General features: G+C 59.7%; 19 protein-coding genes. 5 read left to right on the top strand and 14 right to left on the bottom strand.

Features of this window, described 5'->3' with window-relative positions; genetic code table 11:
• Positions 1 to 10: 10 nt before the first annotated feature.
• From AC3ITY_RS04755 to AC3ITY_RS04740, 4 genes are all read right to left on the bottom strand, one after another.
• Positions 11 to 1,102, bottom strand: coding sequence for a WD40/YVTN/BNR-like repeat-containing protein (locus AC3ITY_RS04755; RefSeq protein ID WP_489307897.1), 1,092 nt, complete (start codon positions 1,100 to 1,102; stop codon positions 11 to 13).
• 166 nt (positions 1,103 to 1,268) lie between these two features.
• Positions 1,269 to 2,627: a DUF1329 domain-containing protein gene (locus AC3ITY_RS04750; protein WP_489307895.1), complete on the bottom strand. Its 1,359-nt coding sequence runs from the start codon at positions 2,625 to 2,627 to the stop codon at positions 1,269 to 1,271.
• Positions 2,628 to 2,668: 41 nt separating this feature from the next.
• On the bottom strand, positions 2,669 to 4,672 hold the full coding sequence (locus AC3ITY_RS04745) for a DUF1302 domain-containing protein (protein WP_489307894.1): 2,004 nt from the start codon (positions 4,670 to 4,672) through the stop codon (positions 2,669 to 2,671).
• A 124-nt stretch (positions 4,673 to 4,796) separates the two neighbouring features.
• On the bottom strand, positions 4,797 to 5,363 hold the full coding sequence (locus tag AC3ITY_RS04740; RefSeq protein ID WP_489307892.1) for an RBBP9/YdeN family alpha/beta hydrolase: 567 nt from the start codon (positions 5,361 to 5,363) through the stop codon (positions 4,797 to 4,799).
• Positions 5,364 to 5,719: 356 nt separating this feature from the next.
• On the opposite strand from AC3ITY_RS04740, the gene AC3ITY_RS04735 reads away from it, so the two are divergent.
• Positions 5,720 to 6,754, top strand: coding sequence for an AraC family transcriptional regulator (locus AC3ITY_RS04735; protein WP_489307891.1), 1,035 nt, complete (start codon positions 5,720 to 5,722; stop codon positions 6,752 to 6,754).
• A 139-nt stretch (positions 6,755 to 6,893) separates the two neighbouring features.
• Here the strand turns inward: AC3ITY_RS04735 and AC3ITY_RS04730 are convergent, their stop codons facing one another.
• The 7 genes from AC3ITY_RS04730 to AC3ITY_RS04700 all read right to left on the bottom strand — a co-directional run bounded on the left by AC3ITY_RS04730 (position 6,894) and on the right by AC3ITY_RS04700 (position 13,316).
• Complete coding sequence (locus AC3ITY_RS04730; protein ID WP_223543381.1) at positions 6,894 to 7,904, bottom strand: YeiH family protein; 1,011 nt, start codon at positions 7,902 to 7,904, stop codon at positions 6,894 to 6,896.
• On the bottom strand, positions 7,901 to 8,227 hold the full coding sequence (locus tag AC3ITY_RS04725) for a Rieske (2Fe-2S) protein (protein ID WP_489307889.1): 327 nt from the start codon (positions 8,225 to 8,227) through the stop codon (positions 7,901 to 7,903). Before AC3ITY_RS04725 ends, AC3ITY_RS04730 begins: the two co-directional genes overlap by 4 nt.
• The gene (locus tag AC3ITY_RS04720; protein WP_223543382.1) at positions 8,224 to 8,886 is read right to left on the bottom strand and encodes a DsbA family oxidoreductase; all 663 of its coding nucleotides are present in this window, start codon (positions 8,884 to 8,886) and stop codon (positions 8,224 to 8,226) included. The genes AC3ITY_RS04725 and AC3ITY_RS04720 overlap by 4 nt, the downstream gene beginning before the upstream one ends.
• Positions 8,883 to 10,214 carry an MFS transporter gene (locus tag AC3ITY_RS04715; RefSeq protein WP_489307888.1) on the bottom strand — a complete coding sequence of 444 codons (1,332 nt, stop codon included), beginning with the start codon at positions 10,212 to 10,214 and terminating at the stop codon, positions 8,883 to 8,885. Before AC3ITY_RS04715 ends, AC3ITY_RS04720 begins: the two co-directional genes overlap by 4 nt.
• Positions 10,215 to 10,306: 92 nt before the next feature.
• Entirely contained in the window at positions 10,307 to 11,359 is a 1,053-nt protein-coding gene (locus AC3ITY_RS04710) for a beta-keto acid cleavage family enzyme (RefSeq protein ID WP_489307887.1), read from the bottom strand.
• A 114-nt stretch (positions 11,360 to 11,473) separates the two neighbouring features.
• Positions 11,474 to 12,322 carry a TauD/TfdA dioxygenase family protein gene (locus AC3ITY_RS04705; RefSeq protein ID WP_007979208.1) on the bottom strand — a complete coding sequence of 283 codons (849 nt, stop codon included), beginning with the start codon at positions 12,320 to 12,322 and terminating at the stop codon, positions 11,474 to 11,476.
• Between the two features lie 13 nt (positions 12,323 to 12,335).
• Positions 12,336 to 13,316 carry a quinone oxidoreductase family protein gene (locus tag AC3ITY_RS04700; protein WP_223448320.1) on the bottom strand — a complete coding sequence of 327 codons (981 nt, stop codon included), beginning with the start codon at positions 13,314 to 13,316 and terminating at the stop codon, positions 12,336 to 12,338.
• Positions 13,317 to 13,520: 204 nt separating this feature from the next.
• On the opposite strand from AC3ITY_RS04700, the gene AC3ITY_RS04695 reads away from it, so the two are divergent.
• Positions 13,521 to 15,443, top strand: coding sequence for an alkaline phosphatase D family protein (locus AC3ITY_RS04695; RefSeq protein WP_489307885.1), 1,923 nt, complete (start codon positions 13,521 to 13,523; stop codon positions 15,441 to 15,443).
• Positions 15,444 to 15,562: 119 nt separating this feature from the next.
• On the opposite strand, the gene srmL is transcribed toward AC3ITY_RS04695, so the two are convergent.
• Positions 15,563 to 16,711: a PheS-related mystery ligase SrmL gene (srmL, locus tag AC3ITY_RS04690; protein ID WP_489307883.1), complete on the bottom strand. Its 1,149-nt coding sequence runs from the start codon at positions 16,709 to 16,711 to the stop codon at positions 15,563 to 15,565.
• A 466-nt stretch (positions 16,712 to 17,177) separates the two neighbouring features.
• Here srmL and AC3ITY_RS04685 point away from each other — a divergent pair, with 466 nt between their 5' ends.
• A complete protein-coding gene (locus tag AC3ITY_RS04685; RefSeq protein WP_489307882.1) occupies positions 17,178 to 18,104 on the top strand; it encodes a CgnE/CgnB domain-containing protein in 927 nt (308 codons plus the stop codon).
• A 252-nt stretch (positions 18,105 to 18,356) separates the two neighbouring features.
• Entirely contained in the window at positions 18,357 to 18,851 is a 495-nt protein-coding gene (locus tag AC3ITY_RS04680; protein WP_489307881.1) for a P-loop NTPase family protein, read from the top strand.
• Between the two features lie 223 nt (positions 18,852 to 19,074).
• On the opposite strand, the gene AC3ITY_RS04675 is transcribed toward AC3ITY_RS04680, so the two are convergent.
• The gene (locus AC3ITY_RS04675; protein WP_489307879.1) at positions 19,075 to 20,265 is read right to left on the bottom strand and encodes an aspartate aminotransferase family protein; all 1,191 of its coding nucleotides are present in this window, start codon (positions 20,263 to 20,265) and stop codon (positions 19,075 to 19,077) included.
• A 102-nt stretch (positions 20,266 to 20,367) separates the two neighbouring features.
• Between AC3ITY_RS04675 and AC3ITY_RS04670 the strand changes: the two genes are divergently transcribed.
• Complete coding sequence (locus AC3ITY_RS04670; RefSeq protein ID WP_489307878.1) at positions 20,368 to 21,285, top strand: LysR family transcriptional regulator; 918 nt, start codon at positions 20,368 to 20,370, stop codon at positions 21,283 to 21,285.
• Positions 21,286 to 21,294: 9 nt separating this feature from the next.
• Here the strand turns inward: AC3ITY_RS04670 and msrA are convergent, their stop codons facing one another.
• A complete protein-coding gene (gene msrA, locus AC3ITY_RS04665) occupies positions 21,295 to 22,002 on the bottom strand; it encodes a peptide-methionine (S)-S-oxide reductase MsrA (RefSeq protein ID WP_489307876.1) in 708 nt (235 codons plus the stop codon).
• Between the last annotated feature and the right edge of the window lie 26 nt (positions 22,003 to 22,028).

The raw sequence follows: 22,028 nt of genomic DNA, 5'->3' as shown, positions 1-22,028 counted from the left end.
GTTCTCGCTCTTAGGGTTCGAGGGCTGGATCGGCGGACAGCGTCCGGGCGCCACGGCTGCCCGCTACCACCAACGCGCCAGCGGCGGACTGGGTGGCACCGGCGACCGGGGTCGGTGCCGGTTGCCGCACCAGATGCAACTGCGCGCCCGTCCCTTGGCTGACCAGCATCTGCCCGCCCTGGGTGAACAAGCGATAGTTGCCACGGGCATCGATCAGGCCCGCGGTGATGCTGACGTGCAGGCCGGTGTCCAGCGCAGTCCAGCTCTGGCCGCCGTCGGTGCTGCGCAACACGTTGCCGCGCAGACCGTAGATCAGCACTTCGCCAGGCTTGCCGAGCACGCCGAAGAAGCTGCCTTGATAAGGCGTCGGTACGGCATTGAAGCGTTGGGCGCTGTCATCCCACTTGAGCAACAGGCCTTGCTCTCCAGCGATGTACACACTGTCGCCGGTAGAGGCGATGGCGTTGAGGTGAAAACCCTGGGGGTTGTCGGTGCGGTCCTGGAATGGCGTCCAGCTCTGGCCACCGTCGTCAGTGCGCAGGATCAGGTTGAATACACCGACCACATAGCCGGTTTTGTCGTTGGCGAACCAGACGTCGAGCAGCGGTTTGTCCGCGCCCTGATCGACTAGCTTCTGGCCCTCGGTGACCAGCAGCGGCCATTGCTCATTGCCCGGTTCGGCGCTGGCCAGCGCCGTGTAATGCTTGACCAGCAAGGCGCCGATCTGACGACCGTCGAGCTGCTTTTGCCAGGTCGCGCCGGCGTCGCTGCTGTGCAGCACCACGCCGTCATTACCCACCGCCCAGCCTTGGGTGGTGGTCGGAAAATTCACCGCAGTGAGGTCGGCACTGGCCGGTACGGCGGCCTGTTGCCAATGGTTTCCCGAATCATCGGAAAACAGAATATGGCCACGCTGGCCGACGGTAATCACGCGCCCGCCGGCGCGGGTCATGCCGGACAACGGGCTGTTGATGGCCAAGGCACTGACGCTGGCGGGCAGGTCCAGTACATCGACGTATTCGGCGGCGTGGGTTACGCACTGCGACAGGCCGAGCACGACACCAAACGCCAGCCGCAAAATATTATTTTTATATGAACACATACTGCGTCCTCATCGGAAAACCGCGCCACACCTCGCGCCGTGCAGGTCATGCCGTTGTAGGAGCGAGCTTGCTCGCGATGGACGTTAACGATTACGCGTGCTTTCTGGATGCCCGCGTCGCCCTCTGGTTCATCGCGAGCATGCTCGCTCCTACATCGCGGTTGGCTTAGCGAATACCGGCGCCGGCCAGGGATTCCGAAGACCACTGGGCCTTGGAGAGTGGCTCGATGTACTTGATGCCGCCGTAAGGGCCGACTACACCGTTGATGTTGTAGGAACCGCCGACCAGGTCGTAGATCATGAACGGCGTGGAGTCCGGAACCTGCTTGTCATAGCTCTGGCTGAGGAAGGCGAAGGAACCGCGATAGAGCTGACCACGGGCGTCATATTGATCCGAGGCCAAAGCGGTCCAGCTGTCTTCGTCGAGGTAGAAGCGGCGCTTGGCGTAGATGTGACGAGCACCGGCCTTGAGGTTGCCTTCGACGACCCATACGCGGTGTTTTTCCCAGCGTACGAAGTCAGGCGACAGGTGATTGGCGGTGGTCAGCGACTTCGGATCCTGGACGTAGGTCAGCTTGTAGGTGTTGTAGGGCACGATCATTTCCTGCTTACCCACCAGCTTCCAGTCGTAGCGATCCAGCGCACCGTTGAACACGAACACGTCATCGTAGGTGCCCGCGCCGGCGGTACCAGGGTTAGGTGTGTCGTAGGCCAGGCTCGGCGCCAGTTTCACTCGACGCTGCCCCGGCAAGTACTGCCAGGCGCGACGCGGTTGCTGCAACGGGTTGGCGGCGTCCTTGAGCATGATCGCCTCACCGGCGCGGCGCGCAGGGCCGGTGTATGCCAGCTTCATCTGGTAGTACACGTCGGCGCTGCTGATCGGCTGCGAGAGGTTTTCATAGATCGGGTAGGAGATGTTCGCTTGCCCGGTGGTCGCCAGGCTCGCCACGCCGGCCGAGTCGACGTTCCAGGAGTCGTACTTGGAGCTGATGCTGACGCCTTGGTAGCGCAACAGGAAGTTCCACATCGCCTCGTTGCCCGACTGCGGAATCGGGAACGGAATGCCCGGCAGGACGTTGTCGATGGCCAGGCCACCTTCCAGGGACTTGGCGCCGCTGGCGTTCTTCACGCCGTTATCCAGTATCGCTTGAGGCAGCGATACGGTGCGGTGCGTCGGGAACACGTCGACACGGAACGTCGGGAAACGCTTGGCCAGTTCTACCGTGGTCGCCGTGAGCATGCCCTTGTACTGATCGACGTTCTTGCCGTCGATCACCAGCACAGGCTTTTCACTGGCAAACGGATCCGGGCGCATGCTGTCGCCGGCTTTGAAGCTGGCCGGCGCAGTGGTCAAGCCACCGTTGTAGGCAGGAATGGAACCATCAGCGTTCCCGGCTTTTTCAGCCCCTACCTGTGTCAGGCTGGTGCCCAGCTTGGCAGCTTCCTGAGTTGAAACAGCAGCCTGTGCCTGAGCGGCAAGGACCATGGCCAGCGAAGCGGCCAACACGGTTTTTACAAATTTCATCTTGTTATTCTCCTGCTTGCATTGAGCAAATCAGTGGTGAATCAGAATGTTGTTTTCATCGTCAGGTACACGGCGCCACGGTCCTCAGTCGTGGCACCACCTCCGGAGAAGGACGAGTAGCCACCGGCGAAACAGGCGTAGTTTTCGTTGCCGCTAAAGGCGTTCGGGGTGGAGCCGTCACCGCCGTTCGGGCCGGTACTCACACCGCTGACATTGCATTTTTCGGTTTTGCCAAAGGAGTCCACGTATTTCAGGTCGACAAAGTATTTGTTGTACACAACGGCACCGACGCCCACGGCATAGTTACCGGTGTCCTTGGCACCGCCGCCGGAGACCGGCGACACGCCGGCGAGACCAACGTTGACCGACATCGGCGCGTTGAGATCGACACCCGGGAATACCTGGTACCAGGTCGGTGTGAAGTTGACCGCGATACCCCAGTTGTCACGGGTCGGCGCGTCGATGCCGCGATAGCTGTCCTTGCCCTTGTAGAGCGCCTCGTTCTTGCTATCGAGCTTGAGCAGGTTGCTGTAGTACAGCTCGGCAAGCACAGTTGCCTGATCGAACACCGGCGTTTTCGGCAGGGTCATCAGACCGTTGAGTGTCCAGTGCAAGGTGTCGCCGGTGGCGCTCATGCTGTCGCCGCGGCTCGGGGTGTCATAGACCACACCGGTGGCGTCCGTACGTGCAGGCAGCAGACCAAGCCCTTGACCCAGGCCCAGCGGGCTGCGGGTACTGACGATCGCCGGGATACTGGCCAGCGGCATGTTGTGACGGATGTTCAGGTCCGAACCCACGCTGATCCCGCCGACGTCCTTGGACAGGCTCAGGCCGAGGATCTTGATGTTGTCGGCATAGGCCAGTTGATAGGTGGCGGTGTCCAGCGAATTGAGGGTGTTGATCACCGCAGGCACTTGCCCCGCCGGACGGGTGCCGTTCGGGTTGGCCGAGGTAATGCCCCTGGCGTCCAGAAAGGCTTGCGGCAGGATTTCCGAGGTTTCGCGGTAGTAAACGCCGAGGGTGCCATCCAGCCAGGCCGGCGACCACTTGGCCATGACGCCCCAGTCGCCGCTGCTGCCCGGTGTCAGGTCATGTCCACGACGCACGTTGGTCAACGCGTTGCACGGCGCCAGGCCACAACCCAGCGGACTGCCAGGCACCACGGCGTTGGTGTTGCCGAGCAGGAACGATTGCGCACCAAAGCCGATCAGATCGGAACCACCGTAATAAGTGCCCGCTTCCGGCAGACGCGCGGCGTCCCAATCGAGGAAGTACTGGGCACCGACAGTCAGCTCGGGATTGACGGTGAACGACATCGACAACTGGTTACGCGGAACGAACAGTTCCTTGGCTTCGGTGCCCGGCGACGCGGCAAGCTTGGCCAGGTCGAGGCCGGACTGGCCATAGCTGACCGAGTGCACCGGGTTGAGAATGGTCTCGCCCCAGAACACGTTGTGCTGACCGGCCTTGACGCTGAACATCGACTCCTCGCCCACTTCGGTGCTGTAGAACACGAAGGCATCGAGGATTTCGCCCGAAGGACCGCTGTAGTAGCGCTGGGCATAGTTGCTCAGGTGCGGGCTGCCGTTGCCGACGTTGTCATGGGTGACCCCGGCCAGGCGCGGGTCGTTGGCGATCAGGCCCGAACGCGCATCGTTGCCGTTGACGAACGGGTTGGAATTGGAGCCGGTGTTGTCATAGGCTTTGTCGTACCAGCTGGCGGCGCTGACGCGAAAGCCCATGGCGTTCTTGTAGACCACATCCATTTCGGTCAACAGGTCGATACGGTTGGTGATGTTGGTACCGGCCTTGCGGAAGTTGTAGTCGCCGTCGTTGTTGTTCGGCGTTGCCAACATGCGCTTGTCGGCACTTTCGGTGCGCACGCCGTAGTTGTACTTGATGGTGTTATCCACGCGTACGTTCCAGTCCGGATTCCCCGTCTCGATCTCGGCCGCATGGGCCACCGGTACGGTTGCCGCGAGAATGGCTGAGGCCAGCAAGGTGCAGCGTGGAGCGGTGAAGCCGTGACTCTTATTGTTGTGCATAGCGTTGTCTCCGCCTTTTTGTATTTGTTTTAAGCGCAGCCGCCCTCGCGCAAGCCTCTTTGGGTTTGCGTTTAAGGAATGAGGGCAAATGCCGGTTGGCGTACTGCCAGTCCAGCTCCTTGTACTAGCGATCCAGCTCCTGGATGAGTGCCTCGGCTTGCTGCCAATGGCCAAATCCTGCGGCCGGATTGAGATGGCCGACATCGCCCAGGTTGAGCAATTCGGCGCCCCAGCCTTCTGCCATGCGGGTGACCGCAGGCAGACTGGCCAGGTGATCGTTGGTGCTGCCGGCCACGATGCTGCGAAATGGCAGCGGGCCTTGTGGCAGAGGATTCCAGCCCTGGCTACGCAGGGTCTCGGAAGATGGATAGTTTGACGGCCAGACCGCATCGAGATCCGGTGGCGCGGCCAGCAAGGCGCCCTTGATCGGACGGCTGTAGTGCGCCGCCCAGTGCGCGACCATCAGCACGCCGGCGCTGTGGGCCACCAGAATCACGGGCCCGTCGATCTGTTCGAGTTCGTGTTGAATCGCCCGCACACGGGCCATGCAATCGAGCTTGTCGGTCTCCAGCGGCGCAACACTGCGCACGTTGCTCAGCCTGGCTGCAAGCAAAGTTTGCCAATGTTCGGCCACGTGCTCGCGCAGACCCGGAACGATCAGAATGGTGGCGGCAGTTTGCAGTTTGTCCACGGTCAGCACCTTCGCTTTCTCGATAACTCGACTGGCTGTTTTCGCCAGAGGCTTTTTGTAGGGTCGACATTAAAGAGCGCCCACCCGAAGCGCTTTACATTGGACGTCAGGCACTTTTCTTTTGATGACAAATTGTCGGACAGCAGGACAGCGCGACCGCTGGTCGAAAAATCCCGCAGGTTGGCGCAAGGTCACTGTAATCAACGGATGAGCGCTGATGGCTCCATGCAGCGTAGAGGATGGATGACCGGACAGCATGAAAACCATCAACGACATGACAACTGTTCAACTGTTGATACGCTGGATATAGTCGCCACGCTCACGCCAACCGCCATCGGCCCAGGGAAGACCTTCGCATGACCAAGCTTGTTCGCGCCGCTGTCTTGACCAACTACCTGGAGGTCACCCAGTACCTGGGTTTCAACCCGCGCGACGTGATGGCTGCTGTCGGCCTGAGCAGGGCCCAACTGCAAGCCCCTGAACACCGCATCCAGATCGATGCCGCCGTCCGCTTGCTGGAAGACTCGGCCACCGCCAGCGGCTGCCAGACCTTCGGCCTGAGCATGGCAGAGTCGCGCCAGCTCTCGGACTTCGGCGTGGTCAGCCTGCTGCTCAGCCACCAGCGCACCCTGCGCGATGCCTTGCAGGTCGTGGTGGATTACCGGCACCTGATGAATGACTCACTGGCCATCTTCATTGAAGAGGCCGGCAAGATGGTGATCATCCGCGAAGAGGTGGTCACCGAAACGCCGATGCCCAGCCGCCAGGCCACGGAGCTGGCCATCGGCGTGATGTTCCGGCTGTGCTCGGCCCTGCTCGGTTCACACTGGCACCCCTACAGCGTCAACTTCATGCACCAGCCACCGGACAACCTGCACCTGCACCGCCGGCTGTTCGGCTGCAACCTGGAGTTCGGCAGCGAATTCAACGGCATCGTCTGCCCTGACGTCAGCCTCGACGTGACCAACCCCAACGCCGACCCGGCCATGGCCCGCTACGCCCAGAGCTACCTCGACTCGCTGCAGAACCACGAAGGCGCCTCGATGCTGTTCGAGGTGCGCAAGGCCATCTACCTGCTGCTGCCCATGGGGCGCGCCACCATCGAACAGGTCGCCCAGAGCCAGGGCATGAACGTGCGCACCCTGCAACGCCGCCTCAAGGACGACGGCTGCGCTTTCAACGACGTGATCAACGACGTACGCCGCGACCTGGTGCTGCGTTACCTGGACAACCCGAATTATCCGCTGAGCCGGATTGCCGACATGCTTGGCTACTCGATGGCGAGTTCGTTTACGCGGTGGTTCATTAGCCAGTTCGGTATGCCGCCGGCTTCATGGCGTGCGCAAAAACAATCCACAGCAAAACCTGTCGCAGGCCCGAAAGATCTCTGAATCGACCGCACAAAAAAAACGGCGACTGCTGGTACAGTCGCCGCGAAAGACCGGTGTTTGTAGCACCGGTCTGGAGCCCCACGGCATGAGGAGTCAACGCCGTGCAGCCCTGCCATAAAACGAACGATTGGTGACGCGCTCAGAGCCCCCAGTGCAGCAACAACAGCACCAGCACGACCAGGAACACCGTCTCCCCGACCATCAGCAGAATCGGCTTGATCCCGACCGCCGCCAGCTCCTTGAGCCGGGTCTTCATGCCCAGGGCACTGATGGAAATCACCAGGCACCAGCGCGACAGTTCGTTGACCGATCCTTGCACCGCAGGCGCTATCCATCCGGTGCTGTTGATGCAGGCCAGAATCAGAAAGCCGACGGCGAACCACGGCAACAGCGGCGGGCGTTTGCCGGTCGGGTCGGCGCCTTGCATGCGGGTGATCATCGCCGCGGTGACGATCACCGGCAGCAGCATGGCAACGCGCATCAGCTTGACCACCGTGGCCGTGTCGCCGGTCTCGGTCGACATGCTGTAGCCGGCGCCGACCACCTGGGCCACGTCGTGGATCGTGGCGCCGAGGAACACGCCCGCCACCTGCGGTGACAACTGCAGCCAGTTGGCGATCATCGGGTAGACGATCATCGCCATCGTCGACAACGCCGACACGCCAATGACCGTGAACAGTGTGGCGCGCTCTTTCTGCGGATGGTTCGGCAGCGCCGCTGCCAATGCCAGGGCCGCCGAGGCGCCGCAGATGGCCGTCGCGCCGCCGGTGAGCATGCCGAACAGGCGCTGGAAGCCCAGGGCCTTGGCGGCGATCACAGACACGCTGATGGTCACCACCACCAGGATCACCACCAGCGCTATCGGCTTCCAGCCCAGCGCCGCCATTTGTTCCAGGGTGATGCGCATGCCCAGCAGCGCCACGCCGATGCGCAGCACGGTGCGGGCGGTGAACTCGACACCGGCCTTGCAGGGGCCGTCATCGGCGAGAAAATTCAGGGCCATGCCCAGCAGCAAGGCAAACAGCATGACCGGCGCACCGTAGTGCTCGGACAAGAACGACGCGGCGGCCGCGACAATCAGACTGACGATAAACCCCGGTGCCAGTTCGCGCGTGCGACTGTGGATACGGGTGAGAGCAATGGCGCTCATGGCGCGGACTCCTCGGATGCGATGACGATAAACGCCTGGCCGTCGATGATCTCGACCGGGTAGTTGGTGACTTTGACCTGCCTGGAATTGAGCAGGTAGCCGCTGTGCAAATCGAAGCGCAAACCATGGGCGAGGCATTGAATCACCCGACCCTCAAGACGCCCTCCGCATAGCGATGAGCCCTGGTGCGGGCAGCTGTCGTCAATGGCAAACAACTGCCCGTCGACGTTGAACAGCGCCAGGCTTTTGTTTTCGAACTCGAACAGCGCCCGGCCACCGGCCTGCGGGTGCTTGCCGGCTGGCACGGGAATGCGCCGGGTCATGCTGGCTGCCGCTCGTGATCACTTTCTTTCAGTGCCTGGCTCATGGCTGCGAGCAATGCCTCGGCAGGTTGCGCGCCCACGACCGTCATGCGGCGGTCGAACTGAAAACTCGGCACGCCACTGCTCGCCCCGGGCAAGCCTTCAAACGGCGTGGCATCGCCCTTCAGGCAATCGAGCACCCCATCCGGGGCGACGCCGCAGGAGCGGGCAATGGCAAGCAAGGTCTCACGGCAACCGAGGTTTTCGCGTCTCAGGAAATAAGCGGCGAACAGTCGTTCGAGCAACATCTCACGCTGACTGGCATTGCCCAGTGCACTGGCACGCTCGAACAAACGATGGGCGTCCGCGGTGTTGGGCATCGTCTCGATACGGCTGAGGTCAATGGCCAATCCAACTGCCCCGGCAGCCTGCTGTACCTGGTTCTGGCGCATGGCCACGGCGTCGGCATTGCCCAGACGCTTGCGGTAGAAATCGGCGAAGGGTTCACCTTCTACCGGTATCTGAGGCAACAGCTGCACGCCATGCCACACCGTGGTGATCTGCACATCCGGGTGGCGACTGCGAAACTGTACCTGCGCATGCTCCAGTTGGCGTTTGCCGATCAGGCACCAGGGGCAGATAAAATCGAAAAACACATCAATACGTAAACGACGACTCACAACTTCACCTCTATCCCGGCTTCACCGATAGGGTCAGGCACGCTCTGACCCTGAAGGCGGGCAATATCTTTGTGGTAATGACACTTGGCATAAAAGAACACCGCCGCCGCCGCGAGGCTGACCAGTGGCACCAGTTGAAACGCGGCATGCAGACCGATGAGGTCCGACACCCGGCCGGTGATGAACGGCCCGGGCGCCAGCCCCAGCATGTTGTTGGCCAGGGTCAGCGTGGCGAACGCCGTACCGTGCACCGAGTAATGGGTAAGGTTGGCAACCATCGCACCGGCGGGGCCAGTGGTACCGGTGGCAATCAGCATGCCCAGGCAGATCAGCAGCAGTTGCACTGGCCCTGCCTGCAAGGCAAAGGCCGCCGACAGCAACAGGCAACTGCCCAGGCAAAAGCCGATGGCCAGGCTGACCTTGCGCTCCGGCGAGTTGCGACACAGCCGATCGCTGAGCATGCCGCACAGGATCATCCCCGCGCCGCTGCACAACACGATGATCGCCGCCATGCCGCCGGCCTTGTCGGTAGGCATGTCGTAGTAGCGGTTGAGGTAGCTGGGAATCCACACCATCACCGTACCGCCGACGAACAACTGCAAGCCGCTGGCGACGTAGGTCGCTACCACCGAACGGCTGGACCACAGCGTGCGCAGCGGACGCTTGACCGCGGCGGCCGTCTTGTTCGCAATCTGCGCGGCACGTTGTGGCGCAATGCGCGCTTCCTTGACGATGAGCGGGTAAAGCACCGCCAGAAACAGGCCAAACAACGACATGCCGGCGAACGACCAGCGCCAGCCCAGCTTGGCGGCAATCGCACCGCCCAAAGCCATGCCCAACACCGAACCGAACATGCCGCCAGCCATGAAGGCGCTGGCCAGGGTGGCGCGCATGTGTTTGGGGAACACCGAGATCACCACGGCGATGCCCACGCTGCCGTAGGCGGCTTCGCCGACGCCGACCATGAATCGCGCGATGAACATCTGCTGGTAGTCCTGAGCCAACGCGCAACCCAGCGTCGCCACGCTCCACAGGAACGCCATCAGCGCCAGGCTCTTGACCCGGCCGAAACGGTCAGCCATCAACGACAGGGGAAACGTCAGCAGGCCGACCATCAGGGCAACGATGCCACTGAGCAGACCGAGCTGTCCGTCGCTCAACGCCCACTCAGTCTTGAGCAGCGGGAATACCGCGTTCAGCACCTGACGCGACATGTAATCGGAAATCAACAGACCGAACGTCAAGGCAAAGACGATCCAGGCATATTGGCGCGCAACGCCGACTCCGCTGGAGTCGTCATCGTCAGCGGCTATTGGGTGAAAGGCCATGCAGCCTCCTCAAGAGCTTTGTTTTATTTTTGTTATCAAGCGTGTAACGGTCAGGCGGACGAGAGGTCACGGCCTCTCGTCCCGACCCACGGTCAACCGCGTTGCGGAGTACCTTTCTGCCCAGCCTTGCGGTTGGGGGCCATGCCGTTGGCCAACAGGGTTTCTTCGATGGATTCGTACTGCACGCCGATGCGGTAGATCTCGCGGGCTTCTTTGCCGGTGGCGATTTCACGACCCAGTTCATGGGCAATGCGCACGGTTTGCTGGATCTGGGCAACCGAGCCGAAACGGTCGCCCTTGTGGTCAATGATAGTGTCTTCATTGCCCACACGCGGGTGCATGCCCATGGCCATCGACATGGTGTTGAACGGCATGACGTTCTTGAGCAGCGATTCGGAGGTCAGGGTGCAACCGTCCGGCGCGCGGTGGATGAAGTTGAAGAAGTTGAACGGGTTCGGGCCGTCGAAACCGCCGCCGATGCCGATCCAGGTCAGGTTCAGCGGGCCCTTGTAGACGCCACGGCGCACCAGGCGCTCGAGGGTTTCCAGGGCGTGCATGCCGGTCAGCTGGAAGTGCGGCTGGATGCCGTTGTCCATCAGCCGCTTGAGGTGCTCGGCAACCCAGGCCGGACCCGCCGGTACGGTCATTTCGCTGTAGGCGGCGTGGATCAACGGGTTGTCCAGGGAGGTGCCTTTCAGGTACTCCGGGTACAACAGTTCCATGATGTTCATCTGGGTGGTGTTGATTGCCACGGTGACCTGGTCCGGTTTCGGCGTCAGCTCGGCCAGCATGTGGCGAGTGTCGTCGGACAGCCACTTGGCCGCTTCGCCATCGCTTTCCGGAGCGAAGGAAATCGAGCCGCCGACCTGGATGATCATGTCCGGCACGGCTTCACGCACACCGGCGATCAGCTCGTTGAATTTCGACAGGCGCTTGGAGCCCTTGCCGTCCAGTTCGCGCACATGCAGGTGCAGCACGGTGGCGCCGGCTTCATAGCATTCGACCGCTTTCTGGACTTGCTCATCCATGGTCAACGGGATGTCTTCCGGGAAGTCTTCGGGCATCCACTCCGGGCCGTACGGGGCCACGGTAATGACTACCTTTTCCATGTTTTCGGGGTGCAGGGAATCGTCGAAGAATTGCATGGTTACTCCAGTTCTTATGCCAGTTCTTATGATTGTCCCGCCCACCCGGGGTCGTGCCGGGCAGACGTGTTTACGAGTGCGAATGCTGCGAATGCGAATGCAGGTGGCGTTCGATCAGAACGTCTTGTCGCCGATAATCCCGGCACGCTCCATCTTGCGATGGCACGGCGGGTAATCCATGACGGCGTAGTGCTGGGTACTGCGGTTGTCCCAGATGGCGATGCTGTTGGGCTTCCAGCGCCAGCGCACCTGATACTCAGGGATGTACGCCTGGCTGATCAGGTAACGCAGCAACTCGCCGGCGCCGGGGTTGGCGTCCTGGCCGAAACGCACCCGCTCAGGGGTGTGGTAGTTGCTGAAGTGGGTGGTGAAGGCGTTGACGAACAGCACCTTCTCGCCGGTTTCCGGATGGGTGCGCACCACCGGGTGTTCGGCGTCCGGGTACATCGCCTTGAGCGCCAGGCGTTTTTCAATCGGCATGGCGGCGCCGAAGCTCGCCTCGATGCTGTGGCGGGCACGCAGGTCGGCGATCTTGACCTTTACGTCTTCCGGCAAGTTCGCATAGGCCTGGACCATGTTGGTCCACATGGTGTCGCCGCCCACTGGCGGGCATTCCACGCAACGCAGCACGCAGCCCATCGGCGGTGCTTCGCGCCAGGTGGCGTCGGTGTGCCAGGCGTTTTCGTAGCGGTCCATCGGCTGATCCGGATTCTTGTAGATCCGCACCAGCCCCGGATGATCCGGATCACTGCCGGCCACCGGATGATCTTCCAGCTCGCCGAAGCGTCGGGCGAAGGCCACGTGCTCGGCGCGGGTGATGTCCTGATCACGCAGGAACACCACGCGGTGCTTGAGCAACTGGGCACGAATCTCGGCAAACAGACCGTCGTCATGTACCGCGTCGGCCAGGTTGACGCCGATCAGTTCGGCGCCAATGCTGCAGGTCAATTGTTCGACTTTCATGGCTGGCAGCTCCTTAAATGACGAAAATCGACGAGCCGGTAGTCTTGCGAGATTCAAGGTCGCGATGGGCCTGCACGGCATCCTGCAAGGCGTAGTGCTGGTTGATCTCGATCTTGATCCGGCCGCTGCCGACGTGGTCGAACAACTCGCCAGCCAGGGCGGCTTTTTCGGCCGGGTCGCTGATGTAGTTGGCCAGGGCCGGACGGGTCAGGTACAGCGAACCTTTCATCGCCAGCATCACCGGGTCGAACGCCGGGATCGGTCCGGATGCGGTACCCACGCAGACCATCAGGCCACGGGGTTTCAACGAATCCAGCGAACCCATGAAGGTGTTCTTGCCAACACTGTCGAACACCACGTTGACGCCCACACCGTCGGTCAATTCGCGAACGCGAGCGGCGACGTCTTCATGGCTGTAATTGATCGTATGGTCGCAACCGTGAGCCCGGGCGATTTCCGCCTTTTGCTCGGTCGAAACCGTACCGATCACGTTCAGGCCCAGCAGTTTGGCCCACTGCGAAACGATCAGACCGACACCGCCAGCGGCGGCATGCAACAGGATGCTGTCGCCCGGCTTGAAGTCGTAGATGCGGCGCATCAGGTACGAAGACGTCAGGCCACGCATTGTCATCGCGGCAGCGGTCTCGAAGCTGATGGTTTCCGGCAGCTTGATCAGCGGCGCGGCCGGGATCAGGCGCTCGGTGCTGTAGGCGCCGAGGGTGTTGAGGAAACCGGTGTAGGTGACGCGATCACCGACCTCGACGTTGGTGACCCCTTCACCAACGGCCTGGACTACGCCAGAGGCCTCGACGCCCATGCCGTTGGGCATCGGAATCGGGTAGGTGCCGTTGCGGAAATAGGTGTCGGCATAGTTCAGGCCAACTGCCACATGACGAAGCCGAACCTGGCCGGGACCGGGTTCGCCGACTTCGACGTCCTCATAACGTAGAACTTCGGGACCACCGGTTTCGTAAAAGCGTACGGCTTTGGCCATTTTTCTTATTCTCCAATCTGCAATATGGGCGTGTTGCATCGAATTGCGCTGATTGGACTGTAGGACGAGGCCTGTTGAGACGCTTCTCATCAGACGACAATGGCTTTTCATTTGGTGACAGGCGGAAACGGGATCGTCTAGCCGGTCCCGCCGCCACCTGCGCTATCATCGCCCGCCTCGATCCCCCAAGAGTCTTGAACCCGGATGCCCGACACGCTGCCACTGCCCGACGATCACCAAGCCTTGCCGCCGGTCCTGGCGGGCCCGCTGTTGCGGCGTCTTGAGCCCACGCGGCTGGTGCTGTGGCTGGTGGGTTCCCGGGCGCTGGCGCTGACCTTGCGCTTGCAGGGCGTCGGCGATATCCGTCTCGATGCCGGGCAATGCACGGTGATTGCAGTGGGGGCTCATGCCTATGTGCACTTGATCGATGTGCAACTGGATTGCGCCCTGCCCTGCGATGAATCGATCGACTATGACCTGCTGATCGATGGCACAGAACAAGGCATCGCTGACTGGGCGCCGCACCTGCTGTATGGCGACGCCCATTGCCCGAACTTCGTCCTGCGCGCACGGGTCGACCAGTTGCTGCACGGCTCTTGCCGCAAGCCTCATCACCCGGCGACAGACGGCTTGCTGTGCGTCGACCGGTTGCTGGCGCAGGAACACGCCGCCAGGGACCGCCCGGCACTGCTGATGATGACGGGCGATCAGGTCTATGCCGACGATGTCGCGGGGCCGATGTTGCGGGCGATTCACGCCTTGATCGAGCGCCTGGGTCTGTTCGGGGAGCACCTCGAAGGCGCCGTGGTCAGCGACAGCGCCAGGCTCTACGAGCATCCGGCCAGTTACTACCACCGCGCGGATCTGCTGCCGGCACTGCAAAGCAATGAAACCCTGCGCGAACGCTTTTTCGGTGGCGCGCGCAAGCCGATTTTCACCAGCAACAGTGCCGACAATCACCTGGTGACCTTCGCCGAAGTGATGGCCATGTATGTGCTGGTCTGGTCGCCAGTGCCCTGGACCCTGATCGCGCCCCAGGCACCGACGCTGACGCCGGAACGGCTCAAACGCTACGCCCTCGAACAGACGCGCATCGATGCCTTCAAGGCAGGCCTTGGCAACGTCGCGCGGGCACTGGCGCATCTGCCGACGCTGATGATTTTCGACGACCACGACGTCACCGACGACTGGAACCTTAGCGCGCAATGGGAGGAAACGGCCTACGGCCATCCGTTCTCCCGGCGCATCATCGGTAACGCGCTGCTGGCGTACATGTTGTGCCAGGGTTGGGGCAACAATCCGGATGCTTTCGCCGCTGTGCTGGAAAAGGCCGGTTCGTTGAGCGCCAGCACACACGACCGTCACCTCGACAGCACCGTTCAGGATGACTTGATCGATGATCTGCTGAAGTTTCAGCACTGGCATTACGTGCTGCCCACCACCCCGGCCGTGGTGGTGATCGACACCCGCACCCGGCGCTGGCGCAGCGAGATGAACCTCAAGCAGCCTTCCGGTTTACTCGACTGGGAAGCCCTCAGCGAACTGCAACAGGAACTGCTGGACCACCCGAGTGCGATCATCGTTTCGCCGGCGCCGATCTTCGGCGTCAAACTGATTGAAACCGTGCAGCGGGTATTCAGCTGGTGCGGTTATCCACTGCTGGTGGACGCGGAAAACTGGATGGCCCATCGCGGCGCGGCGCAAGTGATCCTGAACATTTTCCGCCACTCGCGCACCCCGGGTAACTACGTGGTGCTGTCGGGCGATGTGCACTATTCCTTCGTCTATGAAGTGCTGATCCGCCACCGCAAGGCCGGGCCGCGCATTTGGCAGATCACCAGCAGCGGCATCAAGAACGAATTCCCCGCCACCCTGCTCGAGTGGTTCGACCGCCTCAACCGCTGGCTGTACTCGCCGCGTTCACCATTGAACTGGCTGACCAAACGTCGACGCATGCGCATCGAGCCCCACGTACCCGAACACGCCGAAGCCGGTGAGCGGCTATGGAACTCGGCGGGAATCGGGCAGGTGTATTTCAATGACCTGGGGCAGCCGCAGACCATCTATCAGCACAACTCGAACGGCTCGCCGAAGACCCGGATGATTGCGCCGGAAGACGATGATTGAGGTAAAGAAGACACTACAAAAAACTGTGGGAGCGACGGTGCGGCGAGCAGGCTCGCACACACTGGATTTCTGGCATGTACTATTTCCAGACCCTGTGGGCCTGCTCGCGAAGAGGCCAGTTAAATATTGGGGGAATCCATTCTGTAACCCGCACCCGGCGAACCTTCATGGAGTGCCACCTGAATTTTCGAATACAAGGCATTCGCCTCAGCAGTGGTGATTGATCGCGAACAATCACGCAGTACAACACGTAGTAGCACATTCTCCTGCCCAGGCAGCAATCCGAGGCGATCAACGGCCTGCAGAGGCAGCTCTGTGAACGCCCAGCGTCCTTTGATCTGCATTTCCTCGATCCAATCTGAACAGTCGCCAGCTGCCTGCAACATCCTTTCAGTCAACACTTCCTCGCTCAGCCCCGGCGTTACCGCTAACGAAATATCACGAGTAATCGAAGGCAACCGAGAGACGGCGCGCCACGGATTCAGATCATGCATCTGTGCCTGTACTCGTTCGTTCTGATCACGTAGCAAACGAATATCCGGGATGCCTTTGCGCAGCATGGTCAAGCGATCCAATCCCATTCCCAGCGCCAGTCCTCCATGACGCAAAGGATCGATCTTCAGTCGCTCCAATAATGATTTGGCAATTCGACCGCACTCCAGGACCTCTACAGGGACGCCGTCATTCAACAGATTTACTTCGATCCCGCCCTCAGTGTAGTGATGCGGACTATCACTGAAGATCCAAGGCATATCAGGCACGGCAGATTTGAGGATATCGCCGACCAAGCAGAGCAAATGCTCATGCGTCGACAAATCAGGATCACCGAGCACCCAGATATCCATCTGGTGCGGTTGCGCACAATGCCAACGATCCCGGCTGTCGCGACGAAAAGTGATACCAGGCGCGGCCAATAATATTGACTGCCCCGGCTGTCGTAGCTTGGCCGCTCGCTGAAGCGCAGACGGAATTTGGCTAGTGGTTTGCGTCCGTAACAGAGACCACTCGTCAACCCATCGAGTGTGTGCACTTCCAAGCGTAATCTCAGATGGGTCATAACCAAGCAATCCGTAGTTTTCTTCAGCGGAGACAATTCTCGGACCCGTCTGCACTTGCGCTTTTGGCCAGCCTTTATCCGTTAACCCTTGAAGGACCTCCATGAGTAATAATCGAATGGCGTGATCGGGTGCAGCGGGTTCTGTTAGATCAGCCAGTAACAAGGCTTGGTGTACGGACGCATCCGTCAGATATTTCTTTGATTCCTGCACTACACAACCCCTTATTAACAATTGAATGTAGCCCCCCGCAAAAAGAGCCCCATAGACCAACCTAACGATTTCAGATCGTCCATCACAACCAAATTCGGTGAAAAACTAAATTTTCAGAAGAGGACTACAGCCACTACTTACACAAATAACCAAGAGCTTCTTATAAGACACCTCACGAGCATCATTAATTCTAAAAAAACCTCAAACAACCTATTTAATACATCAAAAAAAATCTGTATTAATTATTTCGCCCCCTCAAGACCACCAGGGAGCACAAAATCAACAAAATGAAAAAGGATGATCAAATGAAAAAGAAAAATGTCGTTAAAGAAAAGCTCACCCGCATAACTTCCGGCCCGGAAAATTTTGGCTGGGCACCGTTAGCTTGGGCTCATACTGAAGAGTAAATGATGAAAATGGGCGTCAAGATCACTCTTGGCGCCCACCGACAAAAAAGGAGGTACCAATGTTATCCAGGACGATGATAACAACGCTCTTTGGACAAGAAGAGCCTTCTATAATTGCGGACCTTGAGGAGTTCCTCAAAGAGTGCTCTAAATTAGGATTCAAGACACTCAACATCTCTGACATCGACAGTCTTCCCAGAAACAGCATCATCTTTTCATTCACCAATGACGCAGCGAAAAAAACATTTGAAATTGCGAAAAACACCAAACACAAAAAAAGCATCTTTTGTGCAACACAAGTATTCGAGCCTACTTTAAAAGCAGCACTTTATAGTTTGAACCTGTTATTGATAAGCGACTTTCAACGAGCGCTAAGCACACAAAGACGTGTACTGAACATGCTCAACTCACACAATTCATTTTTCTTGACCGGAAATGATGCTGACGCGCAAATAACGATAGCCCCTCACGCTCAGCCTTATGCTTTGATTACCGAGGATATAGAAAACGATTTCATTCAGTCCGTGGCGGAGTTTTTTGAAGTTCATTATGCTCACATGAACCCACAAGAGCCGAGTCCGTTTTCCTTTCACGGAGCCTTAAAAATATCCGGAATACTTACAGTTCTTAGAAGAGCCAACCCAGCCTTACCAGAAGGCTTAAATACTTCTTTAAAATGGTTGAGCGATCGCATATCTGAAGAAGGTGGAATATTGACCATTGAAGACAACACAATCACTTCACTGAAAATAAATGACAATGAACACATAAAACTATTGGATCTTGCAGCAGGACCTAGAGGCCTCAAGCTGACTGAGTTTGCTATTGGAGTAAACGACACAATCGCAAATAGCATTGACTACAAAATCAACTCTCAATTAAACGAAGGGATTAATGGCGTTCATATAGCAATTGGGGACGGCTCCTCTGGCTATCACATAGACTTCCTGAGTCCAGCAGTAAAGGTAAGCCCAACTCACAACTGAGCCAACCTGATCGCCCTCACTACAACCACCCACATCACAGCGATGTCTAAAAACTGACACTATAAAATGGCTTACAGTAATGATGAGCAGTGACGCGCGGCAAGTTACCGATGGACCTCAAGGCGCACAGGCCGGCGGATTCTGGTGCACCTGTAGGCTTGCCCGCGATAAGACCAGCACATCCAACATCAATGCTGACTGAAACACCGCTTTCGCGAGCAGGTTCGCCCCCACAATTGATCGGTGTCTCTCATGAACCTCACCCGAACCTTGATCATCGGCAACTCCGGCTCGGGCAAGAGCTGGCTGGCGCAGCGGCTGGCCGAACAACTGTGTGTGCCCTGGACCGATCTCGACCGGATTCACTGGCTGTCCGACGAACACAGCATCCCCCGCCCCCGAAATGAAGCGCTGGGTATGGCGCACGGAGCGGCAAGTGAAGAGCGCTGGGTGATCGAAGGGGTTTACGGCTGGATCGTCAGCGAAATCCTCCACCGCGCCACGGCGTTGATCTGGTTGTGTGTCGATGACGAGGATTGCGTCGCCAACATTCGCCAACGGGAAACACAGGATGATGAACGGTTGATGGCATTGCTGGAGTGGGCGGGCAGCTACCGCACCCGTGATGACTCAAGTGGATTTGCTGCGCATCAGCGGTTATTCGAAGGGTTTACCGATTCAAAAACTCGGTTGATGGATCAAGCTGAAATCACGGATTTTTTCGGTGCAATGCGAAACACCGGTTAACCAGTGCATCTGACCCTTTCAAATCGGATCTGGACTACAGCAATCGCAGAAACATCTTTTGGAATGCAAACGGATACTGAACACCTATCCAGATGCCGAGAAGACCATGCGATATATCCGACACTTGCTGAGTCATTGCAGAATGAAAAAGAACACGCCGGTTGGCCTCGACGTATCTGATGAAACCGCTTATCTACTACGATCCAAAGCCAACGTTGAACGATTACTCCAGTCGATCGAGAACTTGCGAAATCGTCCGACTCACCCCTCTGACAATCATTTCCACCTCCCGCTCATCAATGGTCAGCGGCGGTAGCAGGCGGATGGTCTTGCCCCGCGTGACGTTGATCAGCAAGCCATGATCCCGGGCGGCGATCAGGCTCAGGTCGCGGATCGGTTGCTTGAGTTCGATGCCGATCATCAGGCCCTGGCCGCGGATTTGCGAGACGTTCGGGTTGCCCGCCAGTTCTGTGCGCAATCTTTCGAGCAGGCGCTCCCCCTGAAGCCGGGCGTTTTCCAGCAGCCCTTGTTCTTCAACGATCTCCAGCACGGTGCAACCAACCCGACAGGCCAGCGGATTACCGCCGAAAGTGCTGCCATGGCTGCCCGGCGTGAAGAGTTCGGCCGCCTTGCCACGGGCCAGGCAAGCGCCGATGGGCACGCCGTTGCCCAAGCCTTTGGCCAGGGTCATGACGTCCGGGACGATGCCTTCGTGCTGGAACGCGAACCACTGGCCGGTGCGGCCGATGCCGGTCTGGATTTCATCGAGCATCAACAGCCATGAGCGCCGGTTGCACAGTTCGCGCACGGCCTTGAGATAACCCGGTGGCGCCAGTTGCACGCCGCTTTCGCCCTGGATCGGCTCCATCAGGATCGCCACGATCCGCGAGCCAAAGGCCTGTTGCACCTTGTCCAGTGCGGCGAGGTCGCCGAACGGCACTTTGACGAAATCCCCCGGCAGCTTGTTGAAACCCAGGCGCACCGCCGGGCCATCGCTGGCCGACAAGGTGCCGAGGGTGCGGCCATGGAACGCGTTCTCCATGACCACCACCAGCGGCTGCTCGATGCCCTTGTGCCAGCCATGCAGCCGGGCGATTTTCAGTGCGGTTTCGTTGGCTTCGGCCCCGGAGTTGTTGAAGAACGCCCGGTCCATGCCCGCCAGCCGCGTCAGTTTCTGCGCCAGCCGCTGTTGCCAGTCGATGCTGTAGAGGTTCGAGGTGTGCAGCAGCAACCCGGCCTGCTCGGTAATGGCGGCAACGATTTTCGGGTGGGAGTGGCCGACATTGGTCACCGCCACACCGGCGACCGCATCCAGGTATTCGCGACCGGCCTGATCCCACAGGCGTGTGCCCAGGCCCTTGTTGAAACTCAAGGCCAAGGGTTGGTAAGTGCTCATCAGGCAGGCGGCGGTCATGACATCAAGCTCCAGCAAGGGTCGGTGTTTTTGCAGTATGGTTATCCACCCGAGCTGGATAAACACCGTAAAACTTCAATCATTTAAAAGCAGAGCTTGATAATGGATCTGTTCCAGGCAATGACCGTCTACGTGAAAGTGGTGGAGACCGGCAGCATGACCGCCGCCGCTTTGCAGTGCGAAATGTCCACGACCATGGTCGGCAATCACCTCAAGGCCCTGGAGCAACGGCTGGGTGTGCGCCTGCTCAACCGCACGACGCGGCGCCAGCGGCTGACCGAGTTCGGCGCCGCGTATTACCAGCGCTGCTTGGAAGTGTTGGGGTTGGTGGCCGACTCCGAGCGCTTGGCCGAGCAAGCGTTGGACGAACCGAGCGGCATCTTGCGCATCACCGCGCCTTTGACCTTCGGTACCGAACGCCTGGCGCCGGCACTGAGTGAGTTCAGCCGGCAAAACCCGCGGGTGAAACTCGACGTAGTTCTGACCAACCGTCGCCCGGATCTGCTGGAAAACGGTCTCGATGTAGCGTTTCGCCTCGGCGCGCTGGAGCGCTCCAACCTGATCGCCCGCCCGCTGATCGACTACACCCTGACCATGTGCGCCTCGCCGGAATATCTCGCCCGCCGGGGCACGCCACAGACACCTGAAGACCTGCGACACCACGACTGCCTGTCCTTTGCCTATCCGGCTGGGGATGACTGGCAATCGGTGCAAAAGGAATGGCGCCTGGCCGGTCCCGATGGCGAAGTCAGCGTCGGGGTCGGCGGGCCGATGCTGATCAACAGTTCCGCCGGACTGCATCAGGCGGCGCGGACCGGCATGGGCATCGTAATGATGCCCGACGCCTTGGTCGAGCAGGACCTCAAGGACGGAAAGCTGCAAGCCTTGATGCCCGACTACTGCCCGCCCAGTCGGCCGATGCACCTGGTCTATGCCCAGGATCGCCACCGCTTGCCAAAACTGCGGCGTTTCGTAGAGTTCGCCGTACAGAGGTGGGGCAAGCATCCATCGGCCGAATAGGCCATGAATTTACATCCCCGACTTCACCAGCACCGGCTGTTCCTGATAACGATTCGGGTACAGCTGCTTCAACTGCGCGACCTTCGGCAAATCGTTGATCACGATGTACGGATAGGTCGGATGTTCGGTCAGGAAGTCCTGATGTTCTTCCTCCGCCGGGTAGAAACCGTTGAAGGTTTCGAGCTTGGTCACGATCGGCTTGTCGAAGGCATGGGCGGCGTCGAGCTGGGTGACGTAGGCCTGTGCGACCCGCTGCTGCTCGGCACTTTTGGTAAAGATTGCCGAGCGATACTGGGTGCCGCTGTCCGGCCCCTGGCGGTTGAGTTCGGTCGGATTGTGCGCCACTGAAAAGTAGATCTGCAGCAAGGTGCCGTAGCTGACCTGAGCGGGATCGAAAGTGACTTCGACAGATTCCGCATGGCCGGTATTGCCGTTGCTGACGCGCTCGTATTGCGCGGTATTGGCCGCCCCGCCCGCGTAGCCGGAGACAGCATTTTTCACGCCTTTGACATGCTGGAACACCCCTTGAACGCCCCAGAAGCAGCCGCCGGCGAACACCGCGGTTTCGCTGCGGGCCTGGGTGGTTTCGTCGAGGGCCGGCGGTGGAATGATTACCGCCTCTTCGGCACCACCGAAGGAGAAGGCCGAGCATTGACTGATGATGCCAGCAGCCGCCAGCCCCAGCAGGGTACGGCGCCAGGTAAAGAGTGTTTTCATGGGGCGAACTCCTGAAGTGTTGGAAA

Source organism: Pseudomonas sp. GL_091 (assembly GCF_057837725.1).
The sequence above is the reverse complement of the archived record's forward strand: the minus strand, read 5'-3'. Positions and strand labels throughout refer to the sequence as shown.